We start from the raw sequence: 17,107 nt of genomic DNA, 5'->3' as shown, positions 1-17,107 counted from the left end.
ACATGTCATCCGTTACCCATGGCATTCTTGCCGGCCTGATTGGCAAAGGCATTCAGGCCTCCCGCACGCCCGCCCTGCACGAACGGGAAGGCGATGCACAGGGCCTGCGTTATCTCTATCGACTGATCGACTTGGACAAGCTCGGCCTCGACCTCGATGCGCTGCCGAGCCTGCTCGATGCGGCGCAGCACATGGGCTTTACCGGCCTAAACATCACCTTTCCGGCCAAGCAGGCGATCATCCCGCTGCTCGATGAACTGTCGAGCGAGGCGCGTGGCATTGGCGCGGTGAACACCGTGGTGCTCAAGGACGGCAAACGCGTCGGCCACAACACCGACTGCCTGGGCTTCGCCGAAGGCTTGCGCCGCGGCCTGCCCAACGTGGCCCGCCGTCGCGTGGTACAGATGGGCGCTGGGGGGGCCGGCGCAGCCGTGGCTCATGCCCTGCTCGCCGAAGGCGTTGAACGCCTGTGCATATTCGAAGTGGAGCCCGGCCGCGCCCAGGCCCTGGCTGACAACCTCAACGCACACTTCGGCAGCGAGCGTGCCGTGGTAGGCACCGACCTGGCTGCCGAAGTGGCAGCAGCCGACGGCCTGGTCAATACCACGCCAGTGGGTATGGCCAAGCTGCCGGGCACACCGCTGCCGGTGGAGCTGCTGCACGCCGAGTTGTGGGTCGCCGAGATTATCTACTTCCCGCTGGAAACCGAACTGCTGCGCCACGCCCGCGCCCTGGGTTGCCGCACGTTGGATGGCGGCACCATGGCGGTGTTCCAGGCGGTCAAGGCGTTCGAACTGTTCAGCGGCCGCTCGGCCGATGCCGAACGAATGCAGGCACACTTCGCCAGTTTCAGCTGAGCATCTCCGAGGGCGCGCGTCGCGCCCTCTCGTCACTGACGCAGGCTAGCCCAGTACTGGTTTGAGCAGCGCCTGCGCTTCATACAGCGGGGTGAGGTAGCGCTGACGCATCTCGTTGATCTCCATGCGCGATGCATGGGTCGTCAGCGCCATCGCCGCCTTCAGCTCGCCGTTGCGATCACGCAGCGGCACGCCCAGCACACGCATACCCACCTCATACTCACCGTCAACCATGCAGTAGCCCTGACGATTGATCTTCTGCAGTTCCTCACGAAATTGCGCGGCGTCGGTCAGCGTATAAGGCGTGATGCTGCGCAACTCGGTACGCTGCAGATACTGATCGAGCGCCTCTGCCGGCAAATTGGCCAGCCAGATCCGCCCACTGGCCGTGCAGTACAGCGGCATGCGCGCACCTGGTCGTATCGACAACGATGAAATATGGCTGTAGCGGCTGCGCACGATATGCACGATGTCGTCGCCATCGCGCACCCCCACCGAAATGTGCTCGCCGGTCGTGCGCGCCACCTGCTCGACGATCGGCCGCAGCATCAATGGCAATTGCGCCGAGTCCACGTACGCCTGGCCGATGCGCAAGGCCTTGGCCGTCAGCCAGTAGTGGCGCCCATCCGTCTCGGCGAACCCCTCATGCACCAGCGTCAGCAGGAAGCGCCGCGCTGCACTGCTGGTCATGCCGCAACGACGGGCGGCATCGGGCACCGTCAGGCGCGGCGTCTCAACGCTGAACAGTTGCATCAGCGTGAGGCCCTTCTGCAACCCAGCAATCAGATCGCGCGGATGGATCACTGGATTCTTCATCTTGATCTCGGATTCGAACGAATAACGCGATTATCGCACTGATAATGCGATTAACAACCTAAACCTCGATCTACCGCGTTGTGAGGGGGCAGCACTCGCCGCACCATGCTGACCAACAACAACTCCAATACGCAGGCACCTTGCATGGTCAACGGCTCCACAGAACTGGTCGCGATCGTCGGCTCGCCCATCGCCCAGGTGAAATCCCCGGAAAACTTCAATCGCTGGTTCGAAGGCAACGCCCTCAACCGGGTGATGCTGCCGATCGACATCAGCGCAGAGGCGCTGGTCACCTTCCTCAACACCCTGCGCGGCTGGCAGAACCTGCGTGGCTGCGTGGTGACCATTCCCTACAAGCAGCAGGTGGTCGAGCACCTCGACGCGCTCAGCGAGCGCGCCAGCGCCCTGCGCTCGGTCAATGTGATCCGCCGCGAGGCTGACGGTCGCCTGATCGGCGACAACGTCGACGGCGAAGGCTTCCTCAATGCCGGTCGCCAGCAAGGGTTCGATGCCAAGGGCAAACGTGCACTGGTCATCGGCGCCGGCGGTGTCGGCAGCGCCATCGCCTATTCGCTGTGCCAGGCAGGCGCCTCGGCCCTGGCCCTGTCCGATGTCAGCCATGAGCGCGTGGAAGCCCTCGCACAACTGCTGTGCAGCGCCTTCCCCGAGCTGCCGGTCAGCACCCGAGTCGACAGCCTGAGCGAGTTCGATCTGATCGCCAACGCGTCCCCGGTGGGCATGGGCGACAGCGGCGAGTTGCCGCTGCCGGAAGCACTGCTACAGACCCTGCCGGCCAGCGCACACGTTGCCGATGTGGTGACAGCCCCTGAAATCACGCCCCTGCTGGCCTTGGCCAAGGCCCGTGGTTGCAGCATCCAGACCGGCCCGCAGATGGCTCTGGCCCAGGCCGGCAACCTCGGCCACTTCATGGGCGTAACCGCGCTGGTTCTGTGAGGAGAACAGGATGAACGCAGCCATTCAAACTGCCGCAACTCAAACCACTGCAAGCAACGCGCAGGTCTACGACCTGATCGTGCTGGGCAGCGGCGCCGCCGGTTTTACCGCCGCCACCACCGCCGCCTGTCGTGGCCTCAAGGTGCTGATCGTGGAGAAGGCCTCCACCTTTGGCGGCACCTCAGCGATTTCCGGTGGCGCCGTATGGATCTATGGCACCGACCAAGCCAAGGCCGCTGGAGCCAAGGACAGCGCCGAGGCGATGCGCAGCTACTTGCAGCACGTGATCGGCGCTGGCTACGACCCTGAACTGATCGACGCCTTCATCGAGCGAGGCCATGAGGCGATGCGCTGGCTGCATGCCAACACCGAGTTGAGCTATAGCCTGCGCCCGCATTCACCGGACTATTACCCCGATGCTCCCGGCGGTACCGAGCGCGGCCGCGCGCTGGAAATCGATGAGTACGACGGCAACCGCCTGGGCGAGCACTTCGCCAAGCTGCGCATGCCGCCACCGGGCATGCTGCTGTTCGGCGGCATGATGGTGAACCGCGTCGACATCCAGCATTTTCTCAGTTTCCGTCGCTCGCCCGCCTCGCTGTGGCACTGCATCAAACTGATGAGCCGCTATGTGCTGGATCGCCTGCGCCACCCGCGCGGCACCCGCCTGACCACTGGCAACGCACTGATCGCTCGCCTGGCCACCACCGCGTTCGCCAATGGCGTGGAGCTGTGGCTGGACAGCCAGGCGCAGGAACTGATCATCGAGGACGGCGCCGTGCGCGGCGCCCGTATCACCCGCGATGGCCGCACGCAGGACGTACGCTCGCGTGGCGGCGTGGTCTGCGCCATGGGAGGTTTTGCTGCCAGCGCCATGGCTGCCGACTTCCGCCCGCCCAGCCCCGATCCGCATCTGAGCATGTCGCCGGCCAGCAACATCGGCGACGGCCTGCGCCTGAGCACAGCGGCCAATGCCGCAGCTGGAGAAGGCCTGGCAGCGAATTTCTTCTGGGCTCCGGTTTCCGAAGCAGTGCATGCCAATGGCGAACGCGAGCGCTTCCCGCATCTGGTGACCGACCGCGCCAAGCCCGGCGTGATTGCGGTCAACCAGGCCGCCCAGCGCTTCGTCAACGAATCCAACTCCTACCACCACTTCGTGCAGACCATGTTCGCCACAGGCAACACCCGTTGTTGGCTGATCTGTGATGCCACCGCGATGAGCAGCTATGGCATGGGCCTGGCTCGGCCAAGCCCGGTGGACAACAGCGCACTGGTTGCCTCCGGCTACCTCAAGCAAGGCAAAACCATCGAGCAACTGGCGCAGAGCATTGGCCTGGACCCGCTCGCCCTGCGCCAGACCCTCGAGCGCTACAACCAGGACGCTCGCCAAGGCGTCGACCGTGCGTTCGAAAAAGGCGGCAACAGCTATAACCGCTACATGGGCGACCCGGCCCGCCGCCCGAACCCATGCCTGGCGCCACTGGAACGTGGCCCGTTTTACGCCATCGAGATCCATACCGGCGATCTCGGCTCGGCACGCGGCCTGCGTACCGACCGTTTCGCCAACGTACTGGACAACAACGGCAAGCCCATCGAAGGCCTGTACGCCGGCGGCAACGACATGAACTCGATCATGGACGGTACCTACCCCGGCCCCGGCATCACCCTCGGCCCGGGCCTGACCTTCGGCTACATCGCCGCCACCCATATCGCCGAGCGCCTCGCCTCGGCCACCACGACGCCCAAGGAGTAATTCATGTTCTACGAAATGCGCACCTACACCCTCAAACCTACCCGCATGGCCGATTGGCTGGCCCTGTATCAGAGCGATGCGCTGGCCGTACAGAGCGAGCACCTGGGGCAACTCGTCGGTTTCTTCACCACCGAGTTCGGTGAAGCCAATCAGGTGGTGCACATCTGGGCTTACGACAGCCTAGATGATCGCAGCAAGCGCCGCGCCGCCATGGCTGCCGACCCGCGTTGGGCTGCCTTCGGCCGCAAGAACAAGGAACTGGATGCGGTCGTCACCCTGGAGTCGCGCATCTTGCGACCGACCGGGTTCTCGCCCCTGCAGTGACCTGACCTAGCTTCCTACCCACTACAAACGCAGGCGCCACGGTGCCTGCGCAGGACTCGCTCGCCCATGCAAAACGACAAGAACAAGCAGGCTAGGCGTACGCTCGACTGTGACGTACTGGTGATCGGCTCCGGCGCTGCCGGGCTGGCAGCGGCAGTGACCGCGGCAGAGCATGGCTTGAGCGTGGTGGTCGCGGAAAAGGCCGAACAACTCGGCGGCACCAGCGCCTGGTCCGGCGGCTGGCTATGGATACCGCGCAACCCGCTGGCCAAGGCTGAAGGTATGGTCGAAGAAGGCGATGCGCCAGAGCGCTACCTGCGCGAGCAGACCCATTGTCAGCGACTCGACGCGCTGCAGCAGGCCTACCTGCAACGCGGCCCGGAGATGGTCGAGTTCTTCCACAAGCGTACTGCCGTGCAGTTCTACTCAGGCAGCCGCATGCCGGACATGCGCGATGGCGATGGTTCGGCAGCCGGCGGGCGCTCGTTGTGCGCCCAGCCGTTCGACGGACGCCTACTCGGCGACGAACTTAAACGGATGCGCGCACCGCTGGATATCGTCAGCCTTTTCGGCATGGGCATCGCCGGCGGCGCCGACATGGCGGCCTTCTTCAACACCCGACGCTCACCACGCGCCGCCCTGCATGTGGCCAGCCGTCTGCTGCGTCATATGCGCGACTGCCTGCTACAAGGTCGCGGCATGCAACTGGTCAACGGCAACGCATTGGTGGCGCGCCTGCTACGTAGCGCCCTGGATCGCCAAGTTGAGCTGTTATGTGCCAGTCCCGCTCGCCAACTGTTGCACGAAAACGGTCGGGTCTACGGCGCCGTGCTGCAACAGGCGCAGGGCGAACTGCTGGTCAATGCGCGCCGCGGCGTGGTGCTGGCCTGCGGCGGCTTTCCCCATGATCGCCAGCGCATCGCCCAACTGATCGCGCACGCCCCCACCGGTACCGGACATCACAGCGCCGCCCCGCTGGAAAACAGTGGCGATGGCCTGCGCCTGGGCGAAGCGGTAGGGGCCGTGGTCGCTGCAGACCTGGCGCATGCCGGCGCCTGGGCACCGGTCTCGCGCGTGCCGCGTCGTGATGGCAGCATCGGCAACTTCCCGCATCTGGTCGACCGGGCCAAACCGGGCTTCATCGCCGTGCGTCGTGATGGCAAGCGCTTCACCAACGAAGCCGATTGTTATCACGACTTCATGAACGCGCTGATCGAGGCCACGCCCGCTGGCGAGCCCATCGAAGCCTGGCTGATCTGCGACGCCAGGGCGCGCTGGCGCTACGGCATTGGCTGGGCCAAGCCCCTGCCATTCAGCGATGGCTACTACCAGCGTTGTGGCTATCTGCACAGCGGCACCAACAGCGCCGAACTCGCGGCCCGCTGCGCCATCGATGCGCCGGCACTACAAGCCACGCTGGAGCGCTTCAATCGCTTCGCCAGCCAAGGTGAAGACCCCGATTTCCAGCGCGGTCGCTCGGCCTACAACCGAGCCCAGGGCGAGGTGCTACAGCAGCCCAATGCCTCATTGCGCGCCCTGCGCGGACGCCTCTACGCGGTGAAGTTGCACCCCGGCAGCCTGGGCACCTTTGCCGGCCTGCGCACCGATGCCGACGCGCGCGTATTGGACGGTGACAGCCACGTAATCAGCGGACTGTTCGCCGTGGGCAACGATATGAACAGCGTGATGGCCGGCCATTACCCCAGCGGCGGCATCACCCTTGGCCCCGCGCTGACCTTCGGTTACCTGGCCGGCCTGGCGCTGGCCAACGCCAGCACATCCTGCCACCTCACTCTCACCCGGCAGGAGGCACAGGCGCTGTAGCTGGGCGCCTCGTCTGCTCTCGACTCACCAGCAAGACAAGGTATACCCCGGCCTGAACAGGGGTTCACAACAACAACCGATGGAGAACATCCACATGCTCAAATCCCTACTGACCGGCGCAGCTCTCGGACTCAGCGCCCTCAGCATCACATTACCGGCTCACGCCACCTACCCCGAACGCAGTATCCAGGCCATAGTCCCATGGGGTGCCGGTGGCGCCACCGATAACGTGATGCGCAGCCTGAGCGCTCATGTCGAGAAAGAACTTGGCACCAAGCTGGTCATCACCAACCGTCCTGGCGGCACCGCGCTCATCGGTGGCACCTACGTCAGGCAGCAACGCCCCAACGGTTATACCCTGCTGCTGGGCGCAGAAAACCCGCAGCTATATCAAGTGATGGGCCTGGCGGACTTCGACTACAGCGCCTTCTACCCGATCAACATCATTGCCCAGAACAACGTTCTGATCGCAGTCAAAGCCGACAGCCCATGGAAAACCATGGACGACCTGCTCGATGCCATCCGCCAGGGCGAGGGCAGTATCCGTATGGGCAGTACCGGCGTTGGAGCGTTACAGAACACCGTTTTCTCGATGTTCCGTGCAGTTGAAGATCTCAAGGTTCGAGAAGTCAACTTCCAAGGCGAAGGCCCGATCGTCAGTGCTCTGCTTGGTGGGCATATCGACTTCACGCCACTGTCCTTCGCCGCCAGCAAAGAGATGGTTGCGTCAGGGAAATTCCGCGCATTGGCAGTATTTTCCACGGATGAGCTGCCAGAACTGCCAGGCGTTGAGCCAATCACCAAAACCCTGCCGGACTTGGCGCAGTACCTGCCATGGGGCCCGTTCTACGGCGTGTTCGTCCACAAGGACACCCCGGACGAGATCAAGCAAGTGCTGGTCAAGGCTTACGCCAATGCGGTGGCGAGCGATGACTACCAGGCTTTCCTGAAGAACTTCGGCGCCCAAACCCTGAACATCCACGGAGACGATGCCGCAACCTTCCTCAACCGCTGGCAGTCAGTCACCACCTGGTCGATGTACAAGGCCAAGGCGGTATCAATCTCGCCGGAGTCGGTCGGCATCGCCAAACCATAGAGGACAAAAAAGCCCCTGTCAGTGAGATGACAGGGGCTCCTGGGATGCGCGAACTAACGCTGCACGAAGCGCAGCACAGCCTCGCAGATCATGTCTTTGTGACGCTGTTTTATCTCATCACCCTGAAAGTCGATGGCAAAAATATGCCCAAAGGTATGCCGGTTCGATACGCGGTAAAAACAGAACGAGCTCATCAGCAAGTGTACGTCCAGCACATTGATGCCTGGGCGGAACACGCCCTCTTCCTCGCCGCGGCGCAGGGTCTTGCCGAGGGTATCGAGCACCACGTTGCTCATCTGGCGGATGACCGGCGACTGCTTGACGTATTCGCCGTAGTGGATGTTCTCGATGCTGACGATGCGCACGAAGTCGACGTTGCGGTCATGGTGATCGAAGGTGAACTCCACCAGCCGACGAATCGCCAGGACCGGCGGCAAGGACGCCAGGTCGAGGCGACTCTCGGTACCGCGGATGTCGCCGTAGAGTTTGACCAGCACCTCGAGGTAGAGCTGCTCCTTGCTGCCGAAGTAGTAGTAGATCATCCGCTTGGAAGTGGCGGTGCGCTCGGCGATGGCATCCACCCGCGCCCCGGATAGCCCCTGCTGGACGAACTCCGTGATGGCAGCCTGGAGGATGCTCTCACGGGTTTTCTCAGGGTTGTTCTTACGTACCTTGCGCACCACCTCGGTCGGTGGTGGGTTCAGGTTGGCAACGGCTTCTGTCATACGGCAATGGTCTTTTTTATAAGTATTGGTGTACGGATTATGGCAGGCCGCACAGTTAATGGGCAGCATCGCCCATCAGGGTCACCGTCAGACCAGAATCAAAGCCTCGGTTTCTTCACCGCACCGCTGCGCGCCTTGGCCATGGCCGCCAGGCGTACCGCGACGTTGGCCGCGCCATAGCCGACATAACCGCCCTTGCGCTGAATGATCTCGAAGAAGAAGCGCTCCTCGAACGGCTCGGTGTAGACATGAAACAGCTCGCCGCCCTGAGCATCACGATCATAGAGCACGTTGTAGTAAGCCAGCTCGCTCAGGAACTCATCGTCGAAATCGAAGCGCGCGGCCAGGTCGTCATAGTAGTTCAGCGGGATTTCCAGCAGCGGCACACCCGATTCCTTGGCCCGCGCCACCTCGGCGAAGATGTCCTCGCAGGAGAACGCGATGTGGTGCACACCGGAGCCCTGGTAGCTGGACAGCGCATGGGCGATCGCCGTGTTGCGGTTCTCCGAGATATTCAGCGGCAGGCGAATCGAGCTGCAGCGACTGCGAATCGCGCGGCTTTTCACCAGGCCGTAGGGGTCGGGCAGGACCACTTCGTCGTCAGCCTCGAAGTCCAGCAGGCTCTTGTAGAACAGCACCCAGCTGTCCAGCGAATCGGCCGGCAATGCCAGGGCCATGTGGTCGATACGTTGCAGGCTGCCCGTAGCCGTGGCGGCCGGGTTCAGGCTGAAGTCGGTGTCGTAGATGGTCTGGCCTTCACCAGCCTGCTCCACCAAATAAATCAGGCTGCCATCCGGAGCGCGTACAGCCGGCACCTCGCGCTCGTTCGGGCCGACCAGGCCTCGGTAGGGCTGGCCGTGATAATCGCAGGCACGCTGCAGTGCATCGGCACCATCTTTGACCCGCAATGCCGTGGCGCACAATGAAGGGCCGTGGGATGCGAAGAAGTTGTGCGCGAAAGAGTAAGGCTCGGCGTTGAGCACGATATTGATATCGCCCTGACGCAGCAGGCTGACATCCTTGGAACGGTGCTGACCGGCGTGAGCGAAACCCAGACGTTCCAGCCAACCGGCCAGGCGTGCCCCCACCGCCTCATCGACGGCGAACTCGAGGAACTCGATGCCAGCGTAGGGATGGGCCGCCGGCGGAGTGAACAGCACGCCCGGCTCGATCTGATGCCCCTCTTTCTCGAGACGCTTGTGGGTCTTTTCCTCGAGGTAGAGCAATGAGCGCAAGCCATCGGCCGCGTTCTGCCGCGGTGGTGCGGCGCGGAAGCCATCGTTGAAGATCTCCAGCGACAGCGGGCCGCGATAGCCAGCACGCAGGATCGGCGCGAGGAAACCGGCCAGGTCGAACTCGCCCTGCCCCGGGAAGCAGCGAAAATGGCGGCTCCACTCCAACACGTCCATCGCCAGGATCGGCGCGTCAGCCATTTGCACGAAGAAAATCTTGTCCCCGGGAATCTCGGCGATGGCGCTCGGGTCGCCCTTGAGCGACAGGGTATGGAAGCTGTCGAGGATCATCCCGACGGCCGAGTGATCGGCCTGGCGCACCAGGTTCCACACTTGCTGATAGGTGTTTACGTGACGCCCCCAGGCCAGCGCTTCATAGCCGATACGCAGGCCGCGTGCACCGGCGCGCTCACCCAGCAAACGCAGGTCGTCGACAAGGATTTCTTCGTCGCCCAGCGAATCGGCGGCGACGTTACTGCACACCAGCACCAGGTCGGTGCCCAGTTCCTGCATCAGGTCGAACTTGCGCTCGGCGCGGTCGATGTTGCGCTGCAGACGATCACGGCGGCAGCCTTCGAAGTCGCGAAATGGCTGGAACAGGGTAATGGCGATGCCAAGGTCGGCGCAGCGCTTGCGAATCTCGGTAGGGCTGCCGTCGTAATAGAGGAGGTCGTTCTCGAAGATTTCCACACCGTCGAAACCGGCCGCGGCGATGGCTTCGAGTTTCTCTGGCAGGGTACCGCTGAGGGAAACGGTGGCAATTGAACGCTGCATAGACGGCTCCGGGCTAAGGCGGCGCCGTGGCGGGCAAAGTGAGGGAGGCAAGACGCGCTCATGAGCCCTCACTCGGCCGGTTGGTCGGCGCTCATGGATTGTTCGTAGCCTGGATTATTGGCAGGGGCGGGAATATCGGCAATTCAAAATGAACGAACTGGTTAGTTTTCTGTTCGATTATCGAACAACTATGATTTCTGACGCCCTCGCCCATTCTGCCAGGCCGCCGCCAGACCACTGAGGCAGATGATGAGAATACCGACCAGCGCGGTGCTGTCCGGTTGATGCTGGAACACCAACAAACCCAGCAGCCCGGCGAAGATGATCTGCCCGTAGCCGAACGGCGCCAGCATCGCCGGCGCCGCGTAACGGAAGGAATGCGTCAGCAGCAAGTGTGCGGCCATGCCACAGCCCCCCAACGCCAGCATCATCAGCCCATGCGTGACGCTGGGGATCTGCCAGAAGAACGGCACCAGCAGGCTCATCACCAGGGTGTTGACCAGCCCGGCGAAGAAGTTGCTGGTGGTGGCGCTGTCCACGGTACTAAGGCGCCGAGTCAGTATCTGATAGAGACTGAAGCACAGTGCAGCGCTCAGCGGTAACAACACCGCCGGGGTGAACAGATCGCCACCGGGATGGACGATGATCATCACGCCGACAAAGCCAACGATCACCGCGACCCACTGCCCGCGGCTGACCTTCTCGCCCAGCAGCGGCACCGACAGGGCAGTCACCAGCAAGGGGGCGAGGAAGATCACCGACGTTGCTTCAGCCAACGGCATGAACATCAGGCCCGTGGTGAACAGCAGGCTGACGCCAAGCAGGCTGAGCGCCCGCAACACCTGCAAACCTGGACGCTTGGTGCGAAGCACGCGCAAGCCCGACTGTGGCAGGAAGATGCCGGCCATCAACAGGGTATGCACGACGTAGCGTGCCCAGACGATCAGGATGATCGGATAGAAGCCGGACAGGTACTTGGAAATCGCATCGTGACTGGCGAACAGAAAGGTCGCCAGCACCATCAGCGCAATGCCCTTGAGTGGATGATTGACGCCGGATAGCGGTTTGGAGCTCATGGGGTACTCGGGATGCGGCAAGCCGCGCAACCATAGATAGGTAGCTAACTATACAGACCGCCATATCGTGCCGCCTATGACCCGCGTGACAGTATTCGACCCGCGGGTGACAGGCGGCATCGAGGCGCTACAAGCGCTCCAGCAGTCGCAGGGTCTTGTCCATGGCCATCTGCGCCCGCTGCAGCGCGCTGACGCCCTGCTCGAGCAGTTGCCGTGTAGGTATTTCCAGGCTCAGGGCAATACTCGGCGGCAGCGCACGCAGCAGACCTAGCAAGTCGCTGTCGCCATCACCGGGGAAACGCCGTTCGTTGCGCGCCTGGCGCAAGATCTCGTCCATGTCATCCGGACGCGGGCCGTTGACATCACACAGTTGCGCGTAACGCATGCGTTCGGCCGGCACCTGCGCCAGGTCCGCCAGGCTCGAACCCGAGCGATCGAAGTGGAAGGCATCGACCAGGATGCAGCCGTTGGGCCGGTTGGCCGCATCGACGATGCGCTTGGCCTGGGTCAGGTCGCGCGCGTTGGTCCAGGGCATGAACTCCAGGTGCGGGAACAAACCAAATGGCGCGGCCAGGTCACACACGGCGGCGAAATTGTCGGTCAGACGCGCTTCATCCGGGTCGTTACCAGCGATCAATACGTCTGTAGCGCCAAACTCGGCGCCCACGTCGAAAATGGCCTCGAAGTCGCTGACCCGGGTATCGGGCTTCAGACGCAGAATCTCGATATCCGCCACCTTGATCCCGGTATCACGCAGGCGCTTGAGCGTCTGCGCGCGTAATCCGGCGTCAGCCATCAATGGAAAGTGGTACTCCTCGGCCGTGGCCGGCACCAGGCGCAGGCCTACATGGCTGTAGCCAGTGCGCGCGGCGATATCGACCATTTCCGGCGGTGAAACTTCGAGGACGGTGAGGGCAGCCAGGGACAGAATACGTTCGCTCATGATGACTCGCTTATCAGATGATTTCGGGGGTGCTGGTCTGTCCACTCTCCGCCGCCTGGCGGATGGCCTCGACCAGTGCCAGGGTACGACCGGCATCGGCGGCGCTGATCAGCGGCTGAGCCTGGCCTTGGGCAACTGCGATGAAATGCAGCAACTGACGGCGCAAGGCTTCGCCGGCATCGAAACCTTCCTGCACCTGCAACAACGGCTGGTGCCAGCCGGCGCCGTCCTCGGCGTAGTGCCAGCGCTTGAGCTGCGGAATGCTCAGGGCGCCGCGCGTACCGGCGAGCAGGTAGCAGGGCTGGTCGGCCTGGCGCGGGTAGACAGGGTTCTCGCCGGAATCCAGCTCCCAGCTCCAGGGCGCGGCAACGGCGTCGGAGCCAGTCAGGCTGCCCAGCGCACCACTCTCGAACTGCAACAGCACCACCGCGCTGTCCTCGTTGGCGAAGCCGCGCACGCCATTGCTGGTGATGGCTTGCACCTGGCGCACTTCACCGCACAGATGGCGCAGCAGGTCGAGGTCATGAATCAGATTGGTCAGCAGCATCCCGGCCCCGGCTTCACGGCGCCAGGCTATGTCGTAGTAGCTGTCGGGCTTTTGCACCTGCCACAACGCGGTCACCGTGGTCAGTCGACCGAGACTGCCCTGCTCGATCAGCTCGCGGGCGCGGGCGATCAATGGATTGTGTCGACGATGGTGGCCAACCAGTACCGGCACACCTGAACGCTCGCTGGTAGCGACCAACTCACGCACCTCGTCCAGATGCACGCCCACCGGTTTCTCCAGGAGGACCGGTACGCCAGCGGCGATGCAATCGAGCGCCGTGCTGACGTGCAGTGCGTTGGGGTTGGCGACGATCACCGCCTCGGGTCGCGCCTGCTCCAGCATCTGCAAGTGATCGGCGAAATACGGCACGCCGCATTCAGCCGCGAAGTCAGCCGCTTGCGGGCCTGGATCGGCGATGGCACAAAGTTGCGCCTCGGTCAGAGCCTGCAGGTGTTGGTAGTGCTGACGGCCCATGACACCGGCGCCGATCAGGGCAATACGCAAAGGGGAAGTCACGCGGCGATCCTCTTGTTGTCGTTCTCACGCAGGCGCACCCCATGCATCAGGCGCAGACCCCTTAATATTTAGAACTCAGTTCCAAAATTTACGCAAGACGAAAATACAGAGGAGCTTTGCGCGGTACGGAAACGTCGTAGGGTGTGCCGTGCGCACCGAAACCGGCAAAGGAATCGGACTCGACAGGCCGTAGCAGCGGCCTCTGCAGCGAATCACCGTGCTTCGCGGCTGAAGCCGCTCCTACAATGACGTGGGTGCGGGCGTGCCGTTTCTAGCCGATCAGGCGAACAACTCGGAGGCAGGGCTGGCAGCGGACAACTCGTCGGCAGCAGCCAGCAGATCTGCGGCCAGCTCGTGCATGCGCGCAAGCGGCAAACGTGCGCTCGGGCCGGCGATGCTGAGCACACCGATCACCCGACCATCACGCGGGTCACGCACCACGGCAGCCAGCGCTGCGGTGCCGATCGACGAACTTTCCATGACCCAGGCATAACCCTGCTGACGCGCCAGAGCCAGGCGCTGCAGCAACTCCTGCTCGTTGCGTGGCGCATTTGGGCCGACGTCGGCAGGGTCGGCGATACCCTGCCGCGCCACCAACGCCAACGCTTCTGCATCGCTCATACTGGCCAGCCAGGCGTGCCCGGATGCGGTGTAGAACAGCGGCGCGTCACGCCCCATGTCAGGGTCGTAGCGCAGGCCGGAACGGGCGCCCTGGCTCTTGGCAATCCAAGTCTGGCGCTCGCCCTCTATCACGCCAAGGCGTACCAGCTCGCCGCTGGTTTCGGCCAGGCCATCGAGAATCGGCTGCACCACATCAGCGCCGCTGTTGGTCAGATAGCGAAAGCCCAGCGCCACCAGTTTGGTGGAAAGCCGATAGCGACTGGTGAGCGCATCCTGGCGTACGTAACCCAGGCGAATCAGCTCGGCGAGCATGCGATGCGTGGCGCTCTTGGGAATATCCAGCTCATCGGCCAGCGCCTGCATCTGCACGCCACGGGCGTCGCGAGTGAGGCTTTCGAGAAGGCTGAGCGCGCGTTCGATCTGACTGCCGGCCATGAGAGAGTCCTGGAAAATTTGCGCCGATTCTAAGAGACAAGCGCCCGCCGATGCGAGCCAGACGCACGCCTGCCTCTGGATGCAGGGACGCGGACGCGCGATACTGCCGACGCAACGCGTAATGTACTAACTGGTTCGTTCTTGTTCGGTTATCGAACAGAACCCCATTTAGCGAATTGAAATGGCCAGCCTGGTCGGCTCACTATTCCGACCACGCCTGAAAACGAAGCGATCTTCTGCCTGGTGCATCACGCTTCGAATCTTTCAGCAGCCAATAAATATAAAAAGGTCAATTGTCATGTCACAGCCTATGCACCTGCGTGCCCCGGCCTCCCATGCCACAGCCAGGGCCACTCCTTGCCCGGCCACCAGCTCGTTGCTCGACGACTGGTCATCCCTATCGACGCTAGCCATGCCCGTCCTCGCCCCTGCCTGTCATGACATGCACAGGAGCTTCCGGCCGCGCCTGATCAGCTCGCTGCTTGCCAGACTGCTACCTGCGCGCAAAGCCTGACTCAGCCCCTTACCCTCCCCCATTCTGTCGGAGCGATAGCATGAACAAGACAGACAAGATGCTGGTCGGCGAGCGCACGTTCTGCGCCCTGCTGCTGGTGTTCAGCCTGGTGATCTTCTACCTGGCCTACCAGATTTCCGGCTTCTCCTCGGCCAACTCTCCAGGCGCCTTTCCTATCGGCGTGGCGCTGGTAATGATCCTGTCGGCGGTGAAGATTGCCTTCGAACTGGTTGGCAAGGCACGCCCCGACTGCAGTGGCTGGCTCGATGCCTTCCAGCAGTTCCGTAGCCAGCATTTCCCCAGAGCTGTGCTGATCTTTGGCCTGCTGGCCGTGACGTACCTGGCGGCTATTCAGTGGGTCAGTTTCTACGTCAGTACCTTCCTTTTCCTGGTGCTGTCGATCGTCTACCTGCGCAATGGCCGCGTTCTCAACGCCATCCTGATCGCAGCTGTGTTGCTGGTGCTGATCTATTTGCTGTTCAGCCTGGCCTTCAGCGTTTACCTGCCATAACGAGGCACCCGAGATGAGCGATACCTTTTCCTACCTGCTGATGGCCTGGAGTGATCCGCAGCTGCTGATGCTGACTGCGCTGGGCACCTTTGCCGGCATCTATATCGGCGCCATCCCAGGCCTGTCGGTGACCATGGCAGTGTCCATCCTCGTGTCCTTCACCTTCTCCTGGGACGTCAACGACGCCCTGGCGCTGATCGTCGGCATCTTCATTGGCGGCGTTTACGGTGGCTCGCGCAGCGCCATCCTGCTGAACATCCCCGGCGCGCCCTCCTCAGTGGCCACGGCCTTCGATGGCTACCCACTGGCACAACAGGGCGAAGCCGGACGCGCCATCGGCCTGAGCACCGTAATGTCGGTGGTCGGCGGCATCGTCGGTACCATCATGCTCGCCAGCGCCGCACCGCTGATCGGCGATCTGGCTCTGCGGTTTGCCCCGCGCGACTACTTTCTGGTGGCGACCATCGGCCTGCTGCTGGTCGGCAGCCTATCCGAAGGCTCACTGGCCAAGGGCATCTTCGCTGCAGCACTGGGTGCGATCATCGGTCTGGTAGGCATGGACCCGGTCACCGCCGAAGGGCGCTTCACGCTCGGCCAGGTCGAACTGATGGGCGGCATCCACTACGTGGTGCTGATGATCGGCCTGTTCGGCGTCGCCGAGGCCTTCTATCAATTGCATAACCTGGACAGCCCGGTGATTCGGCAGAAGGTCGACAAGATCCTGCCGTCCTTCGCCATGGTTCTGAAATTCCTGCCGCTGTCGATCCGCACCTCGATCATCGGCGTGGTGGTCGGCGTGTTGCCGGGCGTCGGCGGTGACATCGCTGCACTGATGGCCTACGACCATGCCAAGCGCACCGTGAAAAATCCGTCCAAACCATTCGGCAAGGGAGCCTACGAAGGCCTGGTCGCCCCGGAAACCGCCAACAGCGCAGCGGTCGGTGGCGCCTACGTGCCGATGCTGACTCTGGGCATGCCTGGCGACGCGGTTACGGCGGTGATCATCGGCGCACTGGTCGTGCATGGTCTGAACCCCGGCCCGATGCTCATGGTAGAGAACCCGCACATTTTCTACTTCACCGTCGGCAACCTGCTGCTGGCCAACGTGTTTCTGATGATCTTCGGCCTGATGGGCATCAAGCTGTTCGCCAAGTTCGTCGAAATGCCCAAGGCCGTGCTGATTCCGCTGATCCTGGTGCTCTGCGTGGTCGGTACCTACTCGATCAACAGCAGCATGACCGAGGTGTACTGGATGCTCGGCTTCGGTGTGCTCGGCTACCTGCTGAAGATCTTCGGCTTCCAGATGGGCCCGATCATCCTCGGCGCCATCCTCGGCCCGCTGATGGACACCTCGTACCGCCAGGCGATGTCCTCGGCCGGCGATCACCCGGGGGAGCTACTGCAGGGTCTGGTCACCAGCCCGCTGTCGCTGATCCTGACCAGTGCGGTAGTGCTGATTCTGCTGGGCAACACCCCGCTACTGAAGAAACTCAAGAGCAAGTTCAGCCCCGCCTCCGCGCGCGGCTGACACACGAGCACCAACAGGTGTGCCCCGACCTTGACTGGGGCTCACAACAACAAGCGATGGA

Annotated in this window: 15 protein-coding genes; 8 read left to right on the top strand and 7 right to left on the bottom strand. The window is 62.9% G+C overall.

The genetic code is table 11. The annotated features are described in order from the left end of the window. Nucleotides 1-2 precede the first annotated feature (2 nt). Nucleotides 3-857: a shikimate dehydrogenase gene (locus CXP40_RS09010; RefSeq protein ID WP_106733461.1), complete on the top strand. Its 855-nt coding sequence runs from the start codon at nucleotides 3-5 to the stop codon at nucleotides 855-857. Between the two features lie 45 nt (nucleotides 858-902). On the opposite strand, the gene CXP40_RS09005 is transcribed toward CXP40_RS09010, so the two are convergent. Then, nucleotides 903-1,673 (bottom strand): IclR family transcriptional regulator C-terminal domain-containing protein, encoded by a 771-nt coding sequence (locus tag CXP40_RS09005; protein ID WP_106733460.1) that lies wholly within the window; start codon nucleotides 1,671-1,673, stop codon nucleotides 903-905. 144 nt (nucleotides 1,674-1,817) lie between these two features. Here CXP40_RS09005 and CXP40_RS09000 point away from each other — a divergent pair, with 144 nt between their 5' ends. The 5 genes from CXP40_RS09000 to CXP40_RS08980 all read left to right on the top strand — a co-directional run bounded on the left by CXP40_RS09000 (nucleotide 1,818) and on the right by CXP40_RS08980 (nucleotide 7,624). Beyond that, nucleotides 1,818-2,627, top strand: coding sequence for a shikimate dehydrogenase (locus CXP40_RS09000; RefSeq protein ID WP_106733595.1), 810 nt, complete (start codon nucleotides 1,818-1,820; stop codon nucleotides 2,625-2,627). 10 nt (nucleotides 2,628-2,637) lie between these two features. Then, nucleotides 2,638-4,380 (top strand): FAD-dependent oxidoreductase, encoded by a 1,743-nt coding sequence (locus CXP40_RS08995; RefSeq protein ID WP_106733459.1) that lies wholly within the window; start codon nucleotides 2,638-2,640, stop codon nucleotides 4,378-4,380. A gap of 3 nt (nucleotides 4,381-4,383) precedes the next feature. Further along, nucleotides 4,384-4,704, top strand: coding sequence for an NIPSNAP family protein (locus CXP40_RS08990; protein ID WP_106733458.1), 321 nt, complete (start codon nucleotides 4,384-4,386; stop codon nucleotides 4,702-4,704). 66 nt (nucleotides 4,705-4,770) lie between these two features. Beyond that, entirely contained in the window at nucleotides 4,771-6,528 is a 1,758-nt protein-coding gene (locus tag CXP40_RS08985) for an FAD-dependent oxidoreductase (protein ID WP_106733457.1), read from the top strand. Between the two features lie 94 nt (nucleotides 6,529-6,622). Continuing rightward, nucleotides 6,623-7,624: a tripartite tricarboxylate transporter substrate binding protein gene (locus CXP40_RS08980; RefSeq protein WP_106733456.1), complete on the top strand. Its 1,002-nt coding sequence runs from the start codon at nucleotides 6,623-6,625 to the stop codon at nucleotides 7,622-7,624. A gap of 53 nt (nucleotides 7,625-7,677) precedes the next feature. Here the strand turns inward: CXP40_RS08980 and CXP40_RS08975 are convergent, their stop codons facing one another. From CXP40_RS08975 to CXP40_RS08950, 6 genes are all read right to left on the bottom strand, one after another. Then, nucleotides 7,678-8,349 (bottom strand): TetR/AcrR family transcriptional regulator, encoded by a 672-nt coding sequence (locus CXP40_RS08975; RefSeq protein ID WP_106733455.1) that lies wholly within the window; start codon nucleotides 8,347-8,349, stop codon nucleotides 7,678-7,680. 98 nt (nucleotides 8,350-8,447) lie between these two features. Beyond that, the gene (quiC, locus tag CXP40_RS08970; RefSeq protein WP_106733454.1) at nucleotides 8,448-10,355 is read right to left on the bottom strand and encodes a 3-dehydroshikimate dehydratase QuiC; all 1,908 of its coding nucleotides are present in this window, start codon (nucleotides 10,353-10,355) and stop codon (nucleotides 8,448-8,450) included. Between the two features lie 188 nt (nucleotides 10,356-10,543). Then, nucleotides 10,544-11,431, bottom strand: a complete 888-nt coding sequence (locus CXP40_RS08965) for a DMT family transporter (protein ID WP_106733453.1) — start codon at nucleotides 11,429-11,431, stop codon at nucleotides 10,544-10,546. A gap of 127 nt (nucleotides 11,432-11,558) precedes the next feature. Then, the gene (locus CXP40_RS08960) at nucleotides 11,559-12,374 is read right to left on the bottom strand and encodes a sugar phosphate isomerase/epimerase (protein WP_106733452.1); all 816 of its coding nucleotides are present in this window, start codon (nucleotides 12,372-12,374) and stop codon (nucleotides 11,559-11,561) included. Nucleotides 12,375-12,387: 13 nt separating this feature from the next. Beyond that, complete coding sequence (locus CXP40_RS08955; RefSeq protein ID WP_106733451.1) at nucleotides 12,388-13,437, bottom strand: Gfo/Idh/MocA family protein; 1,050 nt, start codon at nucleotides 13,435-13,437, stop codon at nucleotides 12,388-12,390. Between the two features lie 279 nt (nucleotides 13,438-13,716). After that, nucleotides 13,717-14,493 carry an IclR family transcriptional regulator gene (locus CXP40_RS08950; RefSeq protein WP_106733450.1) on the bottom strand — a complete coding sequence of 259 codons (777 nt, stop codon included), beginning with the start codon at nucleotides 14,491-14,493 and terminating at the stop codon, nucleotides 13,717-13,719. A gap of 554 nt (nucleotides 14,494-15,047) precedes the next feature. On the opposite strand from CXP40_RS08950, the gene CXP40_RS08945 reads away from it, so the two are divergent. Beyond that, nucleotides 15,048-15,518 (top strand): tripartite tricarboxylate transporter TctB family protein, encoded by a 471-nt coding sequence (locus tag CXP40_RS08945; protein ID WP_074856956.1) that lies wholly within the window; start codon nucleotides 15,048-15,050, stop codon nucleotides 15,516-15,518. Between the two features lie 13 nt (nucleotides 15,519-15,531). Further along, nucleotides 15,532-17,046: a tripartite tricarboxylate transporter permease gene (locus CXP40_RS08940; protein ID WP_036998328.1), complete on the top strand. Its 1,515-nt coding sequence runs from the start codon at nucleotides 15,532-15,534 to the stop codon at nucleotides 17,044-17,046. The last annotated feature ends 61 nt before the right edge of the window (nucleotides 17,047-17,107 follow it).

The sequence above is a fragment of the Pseudomonas sp. YY-1 genome, assembly GCF_002843095.1.
Taxonomy (GTDB): Bacteria; Pseudomonadota; Gammaproteobacteria; order Pseudomonadales; family Pseudomonadaceae; genus Aquipseudomonas; species Aquipseudomonas sediminis_A.
Note: the sequence above shows the minus strand (reverse complement) of the source record. Positions and strands in the feature narration are given on the sequence as shown.

Excerpts from the sequence above, each read along its gene's own strand:
- CXP40_RS09010 (WP_106733461.1), top strand. The coding sequence starts at position 3 with ATGTCATCCGTTACCCATGGCATTCTTGCCGGCCTGATTGGCAAAGGC.
- CXP40_RS09005 (WP_106733460.1), bottom strand. The coding sequence starts at position 1,673 with ATGAAGAATCCAGTGATCCATCCGCGCGATCTGATTGCTGGGTTGCAG.
- CXP40_RS09000 (WP_106733595.1), top strand. The coding sequence starts at position 1,818 with ATGGTCAACGGCTCCACAGAACTGGTCGCGATCGTCGGCTCGCCCATC.
- CXP40_RS08995 (WP_106733459.1), top strand. The coding sequence starts at position 2,638 with ATGAACGCAGCCATTCAAACTGCCGCAACTCAAACCACTGCAAGCAAC.
- CXP40_RS08990 (WP_106733458.1), top strand. The coding sequence starts at position 4,384 with ATGTTCTACGAAATGCGCACCTACACCCTCAAACCTACCCGCATGGCC.
- CXP40_RS08985 (WP_106733457.1), top strand. The coding sequence starts at position 4,771 with ATGCAAAACGACAAGAACAAGCAGGCTAGGCGTACGCTCGACTGTGAC.
- CXP40_RS08980 (WP_106733456.1), top strand. The coding sequence starts at position 6,623 with ATGCTCAAATCCCTACTGACCGGCGCAGCTCTCGGACTCAGCGCCCTC.
- CXP40_RS08975 (WP_106733455.1), bottom strand. The coding sequence starts at position 8,349 with ATGACAGAAGCCGTTGCCAACCTGAACCCACCACCGACCGAGGTGGTG.
- quiC (WP_106733454.1), bottom strand. The coding sequence starts at position 10,355 with ATGCAGCGTTCAATTGCCACCGTTTCCCTCAGCGGTACCCTGCCAGAG.
- CXP40_RS08965 (WP_106733453.1), bottom strand. The coding sequence starts at position 11,431 with ATGAGCTCCAAACCGCTATCCGGCGTCAATCATCCACTCAAGGGCATT.
- CXP40_RS08960 (WP_106733452.1), bottom strand. The coding sequence starts at position 12,374 with ATGAGCGAACGTATTCTGTCCCTGGCTGCCCTCACCGTCCTCGAAGTT.
- CXP40_RS08950 (WP_106733450.1), bottom strand. The coding sequence starts at position 14,493 with ATGGCCGGCAGTCAGATCGAACGCGCGCTCAGCCTTCTCGAAAGCCTC.
- CXP40_RS08945 (WP_074856956.1), top strand. The coding sequence starts at position 15,048 with ATGAACAAGACAGACAAGATGCTGGTCGGCGAGCGCACGTTCTGCGCC.
- CXP40_RS08940 (WP_036998328.1), top strand. The coding sequence starts at position 15,532 with ATGAGCGATACCTTTTCCTACCTGCTGATGGCCTGGAGTGATCCGCAG.